This window comes from Pelorhabdus sp. sgz311002, from assembly GCF_056134285.1.
The window spans coordinates 160,009-175,181 of sequence record NZ_JBWBCL010000002.1; the positions used below are offsets into that span (position 1 = coordinate 160,009).

Genomic DNA, 15,173 nt, shown 5'->3' on the forward strand with positions numbered 1-15,173 from the left:
CACTGTTTCCTCCTTAAGATGATATGCAAAACAAGCAGGCTCGCTGCAAAAAAGCGAAGGCCTGCTCGTCCAGTTACTTCTTGGCAGACAGTTGCGCCGCAACTGCTTCCAATAAGCCGATCTGCTCTGGCAGCAGACGGTCCAAACTATACTGCTCGACAACAAAATCCCGAGCATTTTTTCCAATCCGTTCCCGCAACGCTCGATCTGTTAAGAGTCGTTCCGCACTATCGGCAATGGCTGTCGGCGAAAACAAATCGGCTAGCAGCCCCGTTTGTTCATGAGCCATGACTTCCCGCACTGGCGCCGTATCGGAACCGACAATGGCACAGCCGCAGGCCATCGCCTCTAATATCGACCAAGACAGTACAAAGGGTTTTGTTAAATAAATATGAGCCATTGATGCCTGCAACACGTTAATATAATCGCCAAAAGGCAGCCAATCAATGAAGTGCAGGCGCGACAAATCAAGATCGAGCTGCTCCAAGCAATATTCCTTATAGGTTTTACCATCAGCTCGCTTCGGATCATACTCAATCGTATCACGTCCTACCACGATGCAGTGCAGTTTCGGCCGCCGCTTTTGCAGTAGGGCCAGCGCCTCCATAAACTGCGGAAAACCTCGCATGGGCTCCATGCCCCGCGTCGTATAAGTAAGAAGTTCAGCATCTTCCGGTAAAGCGACTGGCAGCGCTGCTCTCACCGCTGCTTTATCGTCAGTGGGGCAGCAAGTGCTTGTATCAACTCCGTCATGAATGACGCGAATTTTATAGCCATACTCGGGCGGCAACAGGTTTGCCTGCCATTTTGTCGGCGTAATGCCAAAATCACAGGAAAAAAGATCCTGCAAAAAAGCCGCATTGCCGGAACGAATTCTAAGGCGCTCTGTTTCATCGAGTTTTTCTGGTCCTTCAAAATCAAACTGCGCTCCTTCGGCGCGGTAAAACATTTCAAAATAAGACACTAACGGCACCTTAGGCAACAAATCTTTCATATATAAGGTCGCGCCAAAACCCGAATGCCCATAGATCAAATCAGGCGTGAAACCATGCTGCATAAGTTCCGCTACTTTCCGGTAAGCTGCCTGTCCTTGAAGCACTGCCGCCTCGAAGGGATATAAAAAGGGATGAGTCGCCGGATTGACCGGCCTTGCCGCCTGAAACGCAATTCGTTTCACACCAGGAATGACCAGCTCTGGTTTGACTGGCAGCGAGCCGAAGACAACTTGATGGCCCCGCGCCGTAAGAGCACGGGCGATATGAGGAAAATGGCCAGGAAAGGCATTATGAAGCAGTAAAATGTTCATGAAGAAACCCTCCCTTGATACGCTGCCACAACCGATTCTAAGAAGCGATACTGCCGATTCAACATGGTCGTGAGATCATAGCGATCTAAAATCGTCGCTCTCGCCCGAACCCCCAGAGCCTGACGTTGAAGCGGATCATTCAGCAATTCTTCTACCCGATCAGCAACTTCTTGAGGTTTGAAAAAATCGACCAAAATACCGTTCACGCCGTCATTAATCATTTCTGTAACAGGCTGAGTATTTGATGCTACTAAGGCGCAGCCAAAAGACATGGCTTCCATCATCGACCAGGACAAGACAAAGGGTCGTGTCAAATAAACATGTACAGTCGAAGCCTGCATAACTTGACGATACAGTGGATAATCAATCCGTCCCGTAAAATGCAGGCGCTTACGATCAAAATCGAAGCTTTCCAAGGCTACCTGCTTGTAGCTCTTGCCGCTCGGATGAGGTGCGCCATAGGCAATTCGCTCGGCGCCAACCACCACAATATGACAGTGCGGCCGCCGCTTTTGCAAGAGCGACGCCGTTTTCATAAATTCGAGAAACCCGCGGTAGGGGTCCATGCCCCGCCCGACATAGGTCACGATCTCCTTAGCTGCTGACAAATCCAACTTCAAATTGGGCAATACCAGTTTAGCGCCAGGCTTCGGCGTACAAACCTCCGTATCAATGCCATCATGAATCACCTGGATCTTCCGCACATAAGGATGGGGAAACTGACTTTGCTGCCAATAGGTCGGCGAAACAGCCGCATCGGCTGTATAGAGGCCCTGCGCAATCGCCATATTCTTCGTCCGCAAACGGCAAAGCTCATCAGGGTCGAGCGGCTCAGTCCGGCCAAAATCGACATCACTGCCGTGGGACTGATAGAACCATTCAAAGTAGCCCACAAAAGGTACATTAGGATATAAATCCTTCAAATACATTTCAGCGCCCCAGCCCACATGAGCATAAATAATATCAGGCGTAAAACCTTCTTGTTTCAATTGTTTCGCCGCACGGTAGGCAGCTTCGCCCTGCCGCACTGATTGGTCAAGTGATAACAGATAAGGATGCGTTGCCGGTGAAGTTTTCCCTTTGGTTTGAAACAAGACTTTCCTCACTCCAGGCAACTGCCCTTCTACCCGCTCTGTCAAATAGACAATTTCATGAGTTTCTTGCTGTGCTAACGTGTAAGCCAGCCGTCCAAACTGGGCCGGAAAGTTTTGATGAACAAATAAAATCCGCATGAAACCACTCACTTTTCTAGTAACAATCTCGCTTAAGCCTGCTGCTTATTTTGCTGCTCATAAAGCTTTGCGTATTCACCAGCTTGGGCTAAAAGCTCTGTATGACTGCCGGATTCTACAATCCGACCTTTATCCATCACAAAGATCACATCACAGCGTCTCACTGTAGATAAACGATGAGCAATCAGAATCGTGGTCCGACCGGCCGCCATCTCATCAAGATTTTCCATAATAATCCGTTCTGATTCATAGTCAAGAGCACTGGTAGCTTCATCAAAAATCAAGATCTTCGGATTGGTCAAGAGCGCTCTAGCGATAGCAATCCGCTGCCGCTGTCCGCCTGATAACAACGCACCGCGTTCACCAACTGGCGTATCATAGCCTTGCGCTAATTCCTGAATAAATTCATGAGCGCCAGCCACCGTAGCCACACGAACCACATCTTCAATCGTTGCATTGGGATCAGCTACAGCAATATTTTCCTGAATGGTGCCACCAAAGAGAAAATTCTCTTGCAACACTACACCAATCTGGCGACGCAGCCAGGCAGGCTCTACCTGCACTAGGTCAACGCCGTCAATGAGAACGCGACCCGCTTCGGGAATATAAAGCCGCTGAATGAGTTTCGTTAAAGTACTCTTACCAGAGCCGGAACGGCCGACAATCCCAACACGCATCCCTGGCTGAATCTTCATTTCTACCTGCCGCAGCGTTTCACTGCCGTCAGGTCGATACCGGAAGGTTACGCGATCCAGTACGATTTCACCAGCAATAGCTGGTAACGTCGTCCTAGCTGGGTTGAAAGCCGGTTCCGGCGTTTCATTCATTATATCGCCCAAACGATCCACCGAGACCATAGTCTGTTGAAACTGCTGCCACATATTGACGAGTCGCAACATAGGGGCGATCACTTGTCCAGCCATCATCTGAAAAGCAATCAATTCGCCAATGGATAGTTTATTTTCCATAACGGCGTGAGCGCCAACCCAGAGAATCGTAATTGTAAAGAGATTCTGCAACAACGAACCAATATTACCGGCAATATTACCGATATTGATCGCCGCAAAAGCCGTTTTTGCATAACGGGCTAAGAGACCTTCATACTTATCAATAAATTCTTTTTCTACAGCCTGGGATTTCACGGTATTAATGCCTGTGACCGCCTCAATCAAAAAAGATTGATTTTCAGCGCCCGCCAAGAATTGACGGTTTAAACGTGATCTAAGGACTGGCGTCACTAATACGCTCAATAAAATGTATAAAAAGACCGTCACAAAGGTCACAATACTTAAGATACCACTATACGAAACCATAACGCCTACATAAACCACGGCAAAAATAATATCAAGCACTAGCGTCAAGGCCGTACCGGTAATAAACTGGCGAATCGTATCAAGCTCTTTCACACGCGATACAATATCACCGACCTGCCATGAATCAAAATATTTAATCGACAAAGCGCTGATCTGGCGAAAAAGTTGACTGCCCAGCGTCACATCAATTTTATTCGTCGTATGAGTAAATAAATAGGACCGCAGTGCTGTCATCCAGGATTGAAAGAAACTGACAAAGAACATACCAAGCAGCAATACGTCGAGCGTATTAGAGCTATGATGAACTAGCACCTTGTCGATAATCACCTGCGTAAATAAGGGACTTGCCAAGCCAAAGAGTTGGAGCAAAAAAGACAGGGCAAGAACCTGAGCAAAAAAGCGCTTGTAACGCATAACGACAGGCAAGAACCAGGAAATGCCGAAGCTTCGTACCTTTTCCTTCAAGGCAAAGCGTTTGGCTAAAAGAACAATCTTGCCAGTCCAAACCGAGTAAAACTTTTCAATAGAAACAACAAATGGCTGCGGCTGACAAGGATCGGCAATAACGACCTTCTCGCCGTCAGTTTGAATCGCCACAGCATACTGCCCATTGGTCAACTCGACAATGGCGGGAAGGGGCAGTTTCGGAAAGACGGTCCGGTCTGGCTGCAATTCACGCGCTTTAAGGCTTAAATCTTTCGCCGCTCGCAGCAGCGTCACCATATCCATCCCGCTAGCTGATACGACATAAGCGCGGGCTAGCTGCTCTTTCTCTGCCGCTACACCCAGAATTTTTGCCGCAATTACCAAAGATTCGAGGGCTGTGTCAATGCGGCGCTGTGTTTGTTGCTGTTGTTGTGCCACCACGATTATCTCTCCCTCAAAGCTTCACTTTGATACTTGCGGAACGGATCCAAGAAGAACTCAATAATCCGTTTCTGGCGAATCTTAATTTCTGCTGCTACAGCCATGCCCGGTCCAAGTGGAACCTTTTCATCACTAACCAGAACTTTATCTTTGTCTAACGTCAAAAGAACACGATACTTTTGGTCTCGTTCCTTATCACGTTCGTCACTGATCGCATCAGGACTGATGTCACTGACAACGCCTTGCAGCGTGCCATATTTCTGGAAGTTAAAGGTATCTACTTTCACTTCAGCTTCTTGACCTACCTTGATGAACCCAATATCCTTATTGGCAACCCAAGCTTCTACCGCCAGTGTAGCATCATCAGGCACAATAATCATTAAAGGCTGTGCCGCTGTAACTACGCCGCCGACAGTATGTACAGCAAGCTGGCCAACGCGCCCGTCAACCGGGGCAACAATATGGGCCAGACGATTTTTTTCATCGGCTTTTTTCAGCTCCTCTGTATATTGCAGTAGCTGTTTACGATCTTCTGTTAGCTTCGTATCAGCTTCCTTATCATAAGTAGCCGACGCATTCGCCGAGCTATTACGGCTCACTTCCAAGGCTGCTTGATTTTTGGCAATTTCGCCGGTCTGCACAACAATGGACTGTTCGAGCTGCATCCGCTTCGCGCGATACTCTAAATACTGAAAATAAGAAACAGCATTTTGGCGATAGAGTGCTTCTGTTCTTACTTCCTGCTCTCTCGCAATTTGCAGTTGTTGATCATATTGATCGCGCATGGCGCGAGCTGCAGCCACGGAGGCGGCGCTTTGTTCAATATTCGACTGTGAAGCAGCTAAATGAGTCTGCCGCTCAACTAGCCAGCTCTGATACAGCGCTTGTTGCGCTGCTAAATCCTTCGGATCAAGATCAGGATTCGGCTGAACCACGAAGGGCTGACCAGTCTTTTGCGCTGTCAACCGAGCAATTTCGAGATTGAAAAAGGCAATTTGCTTACGAATATTAGCAAGATCGGCCTCGGAAATCGTACGGTCAAGATCAATGAGCACATCGCCCTTCTTAACGGTCTGTCCTTCCTTGACATGAATCTCTTTTACAACACCTTTATCTTCGGCCTGAATCGTTTTAACCTGGCCGATTGGTATAATCTTGCCATTGGCTACAGCCATTTCATCGACATGACCGAGAAACGACCATAATAACCCTACAGCTAATAACACCATAATAGAAATCATCACAACACGACCAACCGGCGACGGCGGTGTTTCCGTCACTTCCAGCACGGCCGGCAAAAACTCGGTTTCCGTGCTGCTCAATTGTTTTTCGTCGCTGGAGGTAAACCACTTTTTCATATTTTCGATCATATTATCCCTCTTGTTGTAAATATAAGTAATGGTATAATCCCTGAGCAGCCATCAACTGTTCGTGCGTTCCCGCCTCCACCATGCGACCATGATCAATCACAGCAATGGCATTGCAGCTTTGTACGGTCGATAAACGATGAGCGATCATAAAGAGTGTCCGTCCGGCACAAATCTGATCCAAGTTCTCCATAATAATCCGTTCGGACTCATAGTCAAGCGCACTTGTCGCTTCATCAAAAATCAAAATTCGAGGATTCGTAAGGAGCGCTCTGGCAATAGCTACCCGCTGGCGCTGACCGCCGGAAAGAGCTGTTCCCCGCTCACCTACTTTTGTATCATACCCTTCGGGCAATTCCAGAATAAATTCATGAGCGCCAGCGACCTTTGCGACTTGAATGACTTCAGCCATAGACGCGCTCGGGCGGCTTAAGGCAATGTTATCTCGCACACTGGAGTTAAACAGGTAATTTTCCTGCAATACTACACCGATCTGGCTACGCAGCCAATGCGGCGGCACTTGTGTAATATCATGACCGTCAATTAACACCCGGCCATTTTCTGGCGCATATAAGAACTGAATGAGCTTTGTTAAAGTACTCTTACCAGAACCAGACCGACCGACGATGCCAACCCGTGATCCCGGGGGCGCATGAAAGGAAATATCTTGCAGCACTGGCGGCAGATCAAGGCGATAGCGAAAGGACACTTTTTCAAAAGCCACATCGCCCTGCAAAGCCGGAGCATTAGGAGCAGCCGCCGCAAGAACCGGTTCGGCTCGGGTATTTAAAATATCGCCGATCCTTTCTAGCGCTAAAGCAGACTGTTGAAAATGCTGCCACATCCCAACCAGCGTCAAAATCGGTGAATTGGCCTGATTCGCCAACATTTGAAAGGCGATAAGCTGACCAAGAGTCATCGTGCCATCCATTACCATGTGACCGCCCATCCACAAAATACTAATCGAGGACAATACCTGCAGCACCGAAGCGCCGCTATTAACGCCAATACCAAGCTTGGCACTATGAAAGGTTCGTCCAACATACCGAGCGAGAAGTTGCTCCCAACGATGCACGAACTGTGGCTCTAAAGCCAAAGCTTTTACAGTTTGCATCCCAGTAACGGCTTCGACTAAAAAGGCATTGTTTTCCGCGCCAGCCTCCCAAACAGCTTCAATGCGCTTTTGAAAAATCGGCGTTGCCCATAGATTCAATAAGATATATAGGGGAATCACCGCTAGCGCCAACCATGTCAGCTTCACACTAAAGGTAAACATGACGGCAATAAAGACGACCGAGAAAAAAACATCAAGCACCACGGTAATGGCTGTACCTGTTAAAAACTCGCGGATACTAGCCAACGAGCCGACACGCATCATCGTATCGCCAACGCGGCGATGCTCAAAATACGGCAACGGTAATGCTGATAAATGACGAAATAGCCTTGACCCTAAAATTACATCAAGCTTATTCGTCGTATGGGTCAGCAGATAGGTTCGCAAGACATTTAAGATACATTGAAAACCACTAAGACCTACCAGGACAATAGCCAGTACGTCAAGCGTCGATAAACCGCCGCTGCCTAAGACCTTATCAATAATGACCTGCGTAAAGAGCGGCATCATCAAACCAAATAACTGCAGAAAAAAAGAAGCCGCTACTACTTCGATAAAGTAGCGCTTATAATGAAGAATAATCTGATAGAACCAGGCCAGATTGTATTTATGAATAATCCGTCGCCAATCAAAGGACTGCGTAAACAGAAGCAGCTTGCCTGTCCACTGAGCGCCAAACTCTTCTACCGGCATTGCATAAGGTTTTCCTACAGCCGGATCGGATAAAAATACATTTTGTTCATTATTCCAGCCGACCATGACATAACGTCCGTCCTTCATCTGGGCAATGGCCGGTACTGGCGTTTTCGGAAGATCCTCCAGTTTCACGGCAGCTACACGGCTATTAAATTTATAGCGTTTTACAAGAGGTGCCAAATTTTCCAAAGATAGTGTCCCAGAAAAACCCTGCTTAATTTCCTCTATTGTCACTGCCTGGCCCAAATGATTCAGTACCATTACCATACAGGCAAAAGCCGTTTCTTCCCGCGCTTTTGCATTCATTTCTTGTTCAGACATGCTTGTACCTCATTTTATCTTCGATTCAAACTCTTTTACTATTATGACAGAAAGCGGCAGGATGGTCAACGAATCCAACCAAAGTGTCAAAAAAAGATGGCACAGTTTTTGCTGTGCCATCTTTTAAAATAGACAGTAATTATATAGAAAAACTTATTTTTGAACCAGACTATAGGTCACGCCAGATGACGTTGCACTACTCTGCACCTTATACACATTGCCGCCAATGACAAAGCTATTCACACTTGTCGTATCATTCCAGTTCATCAGCGTCAGATTGGCGCCGCCTACATTCAAGGTTAAGTCACCAGCGGCAAAAGAAACGCCGACAGATGAAGCCGTAAGACCGCTGTCATAAAGCATAACCGAATCCGTCGCGCCTGAGAAAAAGACTTTATCATTGCCGTCATTTTTGCCGAACCAGTATACATCAGAGTTGCCTGCGGCCGTCGCCGGAGTCCCATCATTCATGCCCATTAAAGTATCATTGCCTGCTGCACCCCAAAGCTGGTCACTGGCGCCGCCTGCCTTCAGCACATTGTCGCCAGAGGTACCGCGGAGATAATCATGGCCATTGCCAATTGCATTCTGCACGCCACTAAACACCGTTGTATCATAAAGATTGATCGTCGTCGAAACAAGGACGCCAGTACCTACCGTAGAAACGGTATTGCCGCTGCCAATCAGATCGATCTTGCCAAGCTGCAAGGCATTGTCATAGCCAGTAACCGTATTATTGCCGCTAGCTTGTCCGCCAGTAACCAGAGTTCCCGCTTTTAAACCAGCAACATTTACACTGCCAGTCGCAGGATCTACAACTTTAATACTAAAGAATTGGCTGTTTTGATCTTTAAAGGTCAGGGTAGAATAATTCGTATCCTTAATATAAAGGCTGTCGGAGGCATTGCCCTTGGCAGTAATCGTCAGATAACCATTGCTATCAACGTCATACTGCAAGTCACTGGTATTCCAATTATATAGGTTGACTGTGTCTGTGGCCGCAATTCCACTAATTACATCTTGCCCATCACCAGTGCCAAACCAAAACATTTCACTAGCAAAACCGCCGCCAAGTAACGTATCATTGCCAGCAGCGCCCCATAACTGATCGCCTGCCGCTGCCGTTAGTGTATTAACAGCGCTATTGCCGCGCACATAGCCGTTCCCGCCGCCAGTAGCATTGTTTACGCCCATAAAGTGTGCCGTATCAAAGAGATTGATCGTAGCGGCGGCACTGCCAGCAACTGTGGCAGCGGCACGATCCTGAGCAATATAAATATTGCCCTCGCTGTAATTTGCACCACCGGAAGCGCCAGTAATACCATCATTGGCACTCACATGAAACTGCTTACCGTCGGCAGTGGTAAAAACAGGCCCGATACCAGAGGTACTCCAATGACTTAAAGACCCCAGATTCAAAGAATCTGTCGTATCGCCAGCGAAGGTTACCAATACATTGCCATCCTTTGTTGTGACTTGTACATCACTTCGATTGACATTATAGAGATTGATTGTATCAGCAGGATTCAAGGTAGGCGTAACCGTGCCCCAATTAGAAATCGTTGCCGTCGCCGCCGAATCCTGACCATCGCCGCGGCCAAACCAAATCCGTACAGGACCTCCCCCTGCAGTTAACGTATCATTACCGCCAATTCCGCCCCAAAGATCGGCAGGCCCCGCAGCAATAATAATATTATCCTGACTGTCGCCGCGTAGGTAATCTCTGCCTGAAACACTAGCAGTGCCAATAATATTTTGAATTCCGCTAAACTGCGTCGTATCAAAAAGATTAATCGTAACAGACTGGCCAGCGCTGTTAGCATTCACCGTATTATTGGTGCCGGAAGCGCTGATAAGACCTGTGGCGACTTTCGGATCATAAGCAATCACATTATTGCCGCCGCTACTTGGCAAAAGCGGCGACACGATAGTCCCACTAGCTAATTTAATTTGAGGTGCGCCAGTTTTACCAGTAGCGTCTGTAGCACGATTAAAATAGTTGGTAATCGTCACACTGGCTCCCGTCGCACCGAAAGTAATCATCAAGTCAGTTCCGGAAGTACCTGATCTGGTGTAGGTCACATTATCCGCCGTCGCATCATAAAGATAGACCATATCGCCGCCATTTACTTTATAGTTGATAACATCATGGCCATCGCCAGAACCGAACCAATAGGTCGTGGAACCAACAACAGCCGCTCCGCTCGCATCTAGGGTATCATTGCCAGCACCGCCCCAGAGTTGATCGCCGGAAGTAGCGCCAGTAACTTGTATCAAATTATTGCCGTTGTCGCCCCGTAAATAGTTGCCATGATGATTACTGCTATCGGTAATATTTTCAAAGCCGCTAAAGATCGATCCTGACAAATTGATGGACTGTCCATCAGCAGGCGCTTTATTAATCAACGTATTATTGTCAGAGTTAATATCACCAGCGATGACCTTCGTTGCACTGCTCGGATTGGCCAAGTCTAATAACGTATTTTGCCTGAGACCTACATTAATATAGCCATCTATTATATTCTGCAACATTCTAGCGCCATCATCATTGACGGCTACGTAACCGCTTAAAGCTGTTCCCGTCGCGTCATTAAGGGTTGACAAATTAAACGATTTAGCAGCGAGATATTCGTATCTCGCGATACCGGCAAGCGCTACGGTCTGACCCGTAGCCCCGACATGAATAATGAGGTCCTCGCCATTTGACGAATAAGTAAGATCCTCAGCCTTTACATTGATTTGAATGACATTACTTGGAATACCCCCATCTGGGGCAACAGCTATTGTACCACCTATCGTATCATTGCCATCACCGGCATTTATGATAATCTTGTCTCTGCCGGCTCGGTCAGCAACGTTCCCAGCCGCCAGTACATATAAATCATTGCCAAGACCGCCCACCAAGGTATCGCCAATCGTCTGTCCGGCAGGTGAAGGCGCCGAAACCAAGGTATCAGCGCCAGCGCCGCCATAAATAATCAACGTCGAGTAATTATCGCTGTAAAATTCTCTAAAGTAGTCATTGCCAGCACCACCGTAGACAGTGAGCGTTTGTCCCGAAAGGCCACCTGAATTGGTAACATAAAAGGTATCGCCGCCGTTGGTTAGATAAATAGACTCTTGCATGGCAACCGTAGCTCCTGCTGGTGCATTCCTAAAATTATAAGTATAAGTTCCCCCTGGCAGAGTTGCCGTATATACACTCTTCGTTACATCAATATTAGCCATTTACCAAAACACACTCCCTTATTTTCTCTTCTATTATAACTGGTTATTTATTTCTGAACCAGATTATAGGTCATACTGGAGCCTGCCCCGGAGCTTTGCACTTTGTAAGCGCTGCCGCCAATCAGGAAAGTATTGACGCTTGTCGCCGTACTGGTTCCCGCATTGGCAATATCATAGGTATAAGTTTGTCGAGGCTGCGTAGTTATATAAGTGCTTGCCGTTACATCTATAGTTGCCATGTATCAGATTCCTCCCTAGATGCTCTTCAATCCCTAAAAATACCAAAATTCGTTCTGACGTTTTTACTTTACTATATATGTCAACAATATACTAGGGGTTATCCTGCTGACTTTTTTAGGTCAAAGGGCTTTAAGCTAAAAAACAAATAGCATTGAAACTAAAAAAGCTCACTGCTACAATGCTATGATGTTTGCTTTATTTTCTTATTCCAACTATTGACATTGAGCCTTTTGTATACAAAAGAGTACCGTCTTTCGGCTGTACCTCTCGATTTGTTTGCAGTTTTGTTTTAATTATTTCTGAGCCAAGCTGTAAGAAGTGCTATCCATTTTTAATTTGTAAGTGCTACCGCTAATCTAAAAAGTATCCACGCTTGTCACATTCATAAGAATCAACTTCTTATACACAAAAAAGGTGCAATCTCGAAAGATTGCACCTTTTTATAAGTTGTCTTCACTTTAAAGCAAGGCTTATTTCTGAACCAAGCTGTAAGTCGAACCAGAAGCAGTTGTAGTCTGTTTAACAGTGTACAGGTTGCCACCGAGATTGAAGGTATTTACGCTAGTGGAAGCATTCCAACCTTGGATGCTCAACGTACCGCCACCGATTGTCAAGTTCAGAGCGCCGTTTGTATCAACAGCTACGCCAACATTGGAAGCGCTGAGACCGGAATCATAAAGCATAACCGTATCGGTAGTCTGCGAATTGAAAATCTTATCGCTGCCGTCATTAGCGCCGAACCAGTAAGTATCATTGCCTGCAGCATTACCCATCAGAGTATCATTGCCGCCTGCGCCCCACAACTGATCGCCAGCACCGCCAGCAGTCAACACGTTACTATCGGAAGTACCACGGAGGTAAGAAGTGCCAGCACCAGTTGCATTCTGTACTCCAGTGAACTTCGTTGTATCATAAAGGTTAATTGTCGTACCTGCAACACCAACTACAGTGTTACCTGTGCCGCCAAGAGCAATTGTGCCTAATTGCAAGCTGTTAGCATAACCAGTTACGGTATGGTTGCCAGTACCGCCAACAACGATAGCATTCTGTTTTGCACCAGCTACGCTAATAGCAGCTGTTGAGCTGTCGTCAGCTACATAAGCCTGGAATGCTTTACCCGTCTGATCAAGGAAGGTCAGGTTGTTGTAAGTGCCACCAGTAACAGTCAAGCTGTCAGCTGTGTTGCCAGCAATGGAAACTTTCAAATTGCCACTAGCATCAAGCGCATAGCTCAATTGGCTAGCATTTACATTGTAAAGGTTAATTGTATCAGATGTTACAGCAGTAGCTCCGGTAATTTTATCATTGCCATCGCCTGCACCGAACCAGAACGTATCGCCACCAGCAACGGAAGCAACCAAGGTATCGTTGCCGCCAACGCCACCCCAAAGCTGATCAGCCGTACCAGCAGTCAAGGTATTATTTGCACTGTTACCGCGAACATAGCCAGCACCACCGCCAGTAGCTGTGTTTACATTGACAAATTGCGTCGTATCATACAAGTTGATCGTAGCTTTAGCTGCGCCTGTTACATTTGCAGCAGCAGCAGTACCAACGACTAAGTCGCCTGCAGTATATGCGATAGCGCCTGCGCCTGTATCAATGCTGAATACTTTTCCGTCAGCTGATTTAAATTTGCCAGTGCTGGTTGCCACTGTGAGCGAATCAGTTGTATCACCTTGAGCTCCTACAACAAGACCTGCAGCAGTTGCGGTAGCCGTTACAGCACTGCGATTAATATTGTAGAGATTGATTGTATCAGTAGCACCGCTGCCTTGCAGCACATCGTTGCTATCGCCTTTACCAAACCAGAAAACATTGTTAGTGCCAGCACTTACGAGCGTATCGTTACCAGCCGCGCCGCCCCAGATATTTGCACCGCCTGTAGCACCTGCAGTGATCGTGTTGTTAGCGCTGTCGCCGCGCAGATAATCACCTGCAACGTTACTGCCGACAATTTTCTGAATACCAGTAAATTGCGTTGTATCATAAAGGTTAATCGTTACAGACTGCGTAACGCCTGCAGCGCTAATCGTATTGCCAGTACCTTGGCCAGCGATTACGCCATAATTTTTCGTAGGATCATAAGCAAAAGTATTATTTCCTGCAGCATTAGCAATCGTTGGAGTTACAACAGTACCATTAGCCAATTTAATCTGCGGTGCAGATGCTTGGCCAGTAGTAGCAGTGGAAGAGGCAAAATAGCCTTTGATTGTCAGAGTTGCACCAGTAGAACCAACTGTTACAAGAAGATCAGTTCCACTTGTACCTGTTCTCTGATAAGAAACGTTGCTTGCAGTGCCGTCATAGAGGAAAACACTATCGCCTGCGGCTGTGTTTTGTACAACGTCAGCGCCATCGTTTGCGCCGAACCAATAAGTTTCGCCGCCTTTGGTTGCACCATCTAATGTATCGTTACCAGCGCCGCCCCACAACTGATCATTAATAGCGCCTGTAATCGTATTATTCGTGCTGTCGCCACGGAGATAGTTTGCACCGCCAGTGCTGCTATCTGTAATATTATTGAAACCGCTATAAATTGAACCAGTAAGGTTGACTGATTTGCCTGTAGCAGCGCCAGTAAGGTTTAAAGTTTCTCCTACACCAGTACCAACGATTTTCGTTGTAGTCGTTGCATCAGCAGCAAGATCATAAGAAACTGTTGCATTATCAGCGTTTACCAAGTTAGTACTACCTGCTGTAGCAGTACCAGCAGCAGCAAGTCCAACAAGCGAGCCAGTCAAAGATGCACCATTCACGTCTTTGAGATTAGCTAGATCGAAAGCAGAACCAAGAACGCCAGCAAGTTTTACAACTTGTCCAGTGCTACCAACTTTGATAAGCAAATCAGTGCCGCTAGCAGTATAGGAAAGATTGCTGGAAGCTACATTAAATTGGATGGTTGCATTGTTTTTAACTGCTGCGCTATTATCAAAGCCAGTGATGGTATCATTGCCATCGCCAGAATTGATGATGATTAATTCTTTACCATTAGCTGCAAGAGTCGCAGCAATATTATAAGTATCATTACCAGCGCCGCCAACTAAAGTATCGCCGCCATTTGCACCGCTAGTGAAAGTATCAGCGCCAGCGCCGCCATAAGCAAGCATTGTAGCAGCTGCAGTTGCGGAGTTTGTGAAGGTATCATTACCAGCACCGCCATAAACAGTAACAACGTTGCCTGCTGTAGAAGCAGCATTATCAGTAAAGGTGTTGCCGCCGTCTGTCAGGTAAACTGTCTGAGCAGTTTTAGAAGTCGCTTTGTAGTCATAAGTATCGCCAGGTACTTTGGCAACATATACGCCAGTTGAATTGTCAATGTTTTGTGTAGCCATTATAAATTTCCCCCTTGATTTTGGTTTCTTTTTTTCTGCTAAAGCTTGTCCCAGTTATGAATTATAAATAAATAGCATGGTATCATACTATTATTTTTGTTTTTTCTGTAAACATTCCCCCTTGTTGGAAACAGAGGTAGATTCACTGCAAAAA

At 46.7% G+C, this 15,173-nt stretch carries 8 protein-coding genes; all 8 read right to left on the reverse strand.

Features of this window, described 5'->3' with window-relative positions; translation table 11 throughout:
- Positions 1-73: 73 nt before the first annotated feature.
- Positions 74-1,306, reverse strand: coding sequence for a glycosyltransferase (locus AC0NJP_RS04680; protein WP_474698963.1), 1,233 nt, complete (start codon positions 1,304-1,306; stop codon positions 74-76).
- Positions 1,303-2,538, reverse strand: a complete 1,236-nt coding sequence (locus AC0NJP_RS04685) for a glycosyltransferase (RefSeq protein ID WP_474698964.1) — start codon at positions 2,536-2,538, stop codon at positions 1,303-1,305. The genes AC0NJP_RS04680 and AC0NJP_RS04685 overlap by 4 nt, the downstream gene beginning before the upstream one ends.
- Before the next feature lie 32 nt (positions 2,539-2,570).
- Complete coding sequence (locus AC0NJP_RS04690; RefSeq protein ID WP_474698965.1) at positions 2,571-4,718, reverse strand: peptidase domain-containing ABC transporter; 2,148 nt, start codon at positions 4,716-4,718, stop codon at positions 2,571-2,573.
- 2 nt (positions 4,719-4,720) lie between these two features.
- Positions 4,721-6,088 carry an HlyD family type I secretion periplasmic adaptor subunit gene (locus AC0NJP_RS04695; protein WP_474039078.1) on the reverse strand — a complete coding sequence of 456 codons (1,368 nt, stop codon included), beginning with the start codon at positions 6,086-6,088 and terminating at the stop codon, positions 4,721-4,723.
- A 1-nt stretch (position 6,089) separates the two neighbouring features.
- Positions 6,090-8,216, reverse strand: coding sequence for a peptidase domain-containing ABC transporter (locus tag AC0NJP_RS04700; protein WP_474698966.1), 2,127 nt, complete (start codon positions 8,214-8,216; stop codon positions 6,090-6,092).
- Between the two features lie 153 nt (positions 8,217-8,369).
- Positions 8,370-11,444, reverse strand: a complete 3,075-nt coding sequence (locus tag AC0NJP_RS04705; protein ID WP_474698967.1) for a beta strand repeat-containing protein — start codon at positions 11,442-11,444, stop codon at positions 8,370-8,372.
- A gap of 47 nt (positions 11,445-11,491) precedes the next feature.
- Positions 11,492-11,683: a hypothetical protein gene (locus AC0NJP_RS04710; protein ID WP_474698968.1), complete on the reverse strand. Its 192-nt coding sequence runs from the start codon at positions 11,681-11,683 to the stop codon at positions 11,492-11,494.
- Between the two features lie 471 nt (positions 11,684-12,154).
- A complete protein-coding gene (locus AC0NJP_RS04715) occupies positions 12,155-15,019 on the reverse strand; it encodes a beta strand repeat-containing protein (RefSeq protein WP_474698969.1) in 2,865 nt (954 codons plus the stop codon).
- Positions 15,020-15,173 lie beyond the last annotated feature (154 nt).

Coding starts and splice junctions, on each gene's coding strand:
- AC0NJP_RS04680 (WP_474698963.1), bottom strand. CDS start 1,306: ATGAACATTTTACTGCTTCATAATGCCTTTCCTGGCCATTTTCCTCAT.
- AC0NJP_RS04685 (WP_474698964.1), bottom strand. CDS start 2,538: ATGCGGATTTTATTTGTTCATCAAAACTTTCCGGCCCAGTTTGGACGG.
- AC0NJP_RS04695 (WP_474039078.1), bottom strand. CDS start 6,088: ATGATCGAAAATATGAAAAAGTGGTTTACCTCCAGCGACGAAAAACAA.
- AC0NJP_RS04700 (WP_474698966.1), bottom strand. CDS start 8,216: ATGTCTGAACAAGAAATGAATGCAAAAGCGCGGGAAGAAACGGCTTTT.
- AC0NJP_RS04705 (WP_474698967.1), bottom strand. CDS start 11,444: ATGGCTAATATTGATGTAACGAAGAGTGTATATACGGCAACTCTGCCA.
- AC0NJP_RS04710 (WP_474698968.1), bottom strand. CDS start 11,683: ATGGCAACTATAGATGTAACGGCAAGCACTTATATAACTACGCAGCCT.
- AC0NJP_RS04715 (WP_474698969.1), bottom strand. CDS start 15,019: ATGGCTACACAAAACATTGACAATTCAACTGGCGTATATGTTGCCAAA.